Below are 2,580 nucleotides of genomic sequence, written 5' to 3'. Positions count from 1 at the left end.
TTCACCTCCCATCTAACTATATGATACTATATTTTACTGAATCTATCCTATTTTCAGCAAAATATAGTTAAGGCGATTCATCTCCCACTTACTCCGCTTCGCTTCGTTGAAGTGGGAGTCTTCTCGCCTAATTAAGATAAAAATAAAATCAATTCTTGAACGATGCGGTACAAGACAGGACGATACAAAATTTCTTGAAAGATGCGCATATATTCGCGTTCGGTTCCGCCGCGGTCCAGACGGTACGTTTTCATGAAGCGGCGGATTTGCGCCAAGATGCTCGTCAGCCGCGTCCGCACCATCTCCGGGCTCGGAAACGGCGGCTTCCAATGGGAGAATTCGCGCCGCAGCCATCGCTTCACCCCTTCATGGTCGAACCGCTCGAGCATCTCGATCCATTGCCGCTACTCCTCGGGCGTCAAAAACGGATCGAGCTCACGCCACTGTTCGTATTCCGAAGCGGGAGCGATCACTTGGCGATAGCCAATGAAAAACGTCGTCTCGAGCAACCGGCGCGCCGCTTGGTATTGCGCGCGCACCGTCCTCCGGCCATCAGGCGGCATCACGACAACCGCGAGCGGCTCATGATGATCTTCCTCCCAATCGCGCAGCAGCTTCCACGCCTCTTCTTTCCCGTCGCCCGGCAAATCGGGAAGCAGGCAAACCGCCATACGGGTGAGCGGCAATACACGCGCCCGTCCGCGAAACGGGTAATCCATCAAGAAACAGATCACTTCTTGAGACAAAGCGGGCTGTTCCGCCTGCACAAGCCATACATGCGCGGAGGCCGCGGAAGGAAAATCGCAAAACAAGGAGCGGTAATCGTCGTGATGGACGTCCAATCCCGCCGGCAAGCCTGGGCGTCCCGGGGAACGCGACGCCGCCGTCCGCAGCGCCTGCTTCAGCTTGGCGGGCTCAAGCGGCTTGACAAGCAAATCGACGCATTGCCAGTCGATGGCTTGTTTCGCCCGTGCGAACGTCGCCTCGGCCGTTGCGGCAATCACGCGTTGGCAAAACAAGCGGACGTGGGCGGTCGCCTGCGGCCATCGTTCATACGGAATCATGTCGAGTTCGACGTACAACAGCTCCGGCGCCTCCCGCTCAAGAAACGCCATCATCTCCTCGACCGTAGCCGCCGTATACACCCGCTCAATCGGCAAGGAATACGCGGAAACGAGCCAGCGGATCGCTTCTCGTTCCTTGTCGTCCCGTTCGGCAATGACCAATTTCACGTTCTCACCGCCTTGGCTGCAAGCATTGAAAATGAAGGAGCGCTTCCATGCAAAAGGCGGCGGCCAACGCCACCGTTTTTCCGCCTTCATCCAAGAGTGGATTGACTTCGCAAAGATCGACGCTGATCGTTTTCGGATGGGAAACGATTCGGCGGATGAGAGCGCGCGCCAGAGACGGGGCGAGCCCAAACGGCGACGGCGCGCTCACCCCCGGCGCGGCGGCCGCGCTGATGGCGTCCATGCAAATGGTCAACATCACGGCATCGTGATGAGCGGCAAATTCCTCGATTTGTTCATAGGCGGCCTCGATCGGCCCTGCGGTCAGCTCGTCTTCCAGCATGTACCGGCAGCCGTACGTCTCGGCCGCCGCAAACAGCGCTGCCGTGTTGCCGAGCCGCTGAATGCCAAGGCAGAAATAGCTCACTCGATCGTCTTGATCCAATATTTGCCGAAACATCGTCCCGGACGTCGGGCCGTCATCGTACGGGCGCAAATCAAAATGGGCGTCAATGTTGAGGATGCCAAGGCGGGCATCCGTCCCAAGCGCTTCCCGGACGCCCAAGTAATGCCCATACGCCGTCTCATGGCCGCCGCCGATCACGATAGACGCCATCCCGTTTTTCAGCAGGCGGGCGATGGCTATTCCGAGCTCGGCTTGGCTCTGTTCGAGATGTCCGTCCACGCAAACGACATCGCCTGCATCGTACGCTGCGGCCCCTTCCGGAAGATGCCAAGGCAGGCGGGCGAGCGCGGCTTTGACGGCGGCAGGCGCCTCTTTCGCCCCTTGGCGTCCTTGGTTGCGGCGCACGCCTTCGTCGCACGCAAACCCGATGAACGCGGCCGCCCGTTCTGCCGCTGTCTCCAATGGTTGGGACAAGTCGAGCAGGCGAATGCGCTGATGAAGGCGAAACGCCCGTTCATCGCTCACGCTGTCAACCCGCCCGGTCCAACGGCCGGCGTCTGGCGGTTGATACATAAGACCCTCTCCTTTCCATCATCCGCTGTTTGTTTCTTTCGCCGCCGCTTTGCCGTACTCCTCCCTTGCGCACGAAAAAGAGGAAATCGCCGCCGTTTGGCGAATAACACATCTATGAGCTCATTTCGCTCACCACCCGATGAAAATCGCTACTTTAGGATCCATGATGTTCACCGAAACGATCCGCGGGCGGCGTTTTGCCCTCCATCCGGGCATGAAAATGACCCCATTTTCATGGAAAAGATCCATGGGCAATGGTTTGCCCTCCACCCAGGGATGAAAATCCCCCTTTTCTTCCCATAATGAAGAGTAGGCGCAAACAGCTCAATAGGACGTTATGCTTAATGGTGGCTTGGACCCTGTACGGAAAAG

General features: G+C 57.9%; 1 protein-coding gene and 1 pseudogene. Both read right to left on the bottom strand.

Annotated elements, in window-relative coordinates:
• Positions 1-137: 137 nt before the first annotated feature.
• Positions 138-1,232: pseudogene (locus IKE44_RS03320) on the bottom strand (response regulator transcription factor); the annotation flags it as partial.
• Between the two features lie 4 nt (positions 1,233-1,236).
• Entirely contained in the window at positions 1,237-2,208 is a 972-nt protein-coding gene (hutG, locus tag IKE44_RS03315) for a formimidoylglutamase (protein WP_049625448.1), read from the bottom strand.
• Positions 2,209-2,580: the final 372 nt, after the last annotated feature.

Origin of the sequence: Geobacillus sp., assembly GCF_017515625.1 — a bacterium.
GTDB classification, from domain to species: Bacteria; Bacillota; Bacilli; order Bacillales; family Anoxybacillaceae; genus Geobacillus; species Geobacillus stearothermophilus.
Note: the sequence above shows the minus strand (reverse complement) of the source record. Positions and strands in the feature narration are given on the sequence as shown.

Excerpts from the sequence above, each read along its gene's own strand:
- hutG (WP_049625448.1), bottom strand. The coding sequence starts at position 2,208 with ATGTATCAACCGCCAGACGCCGGCCGTTGGACCGGGCGGGTTGACAGC.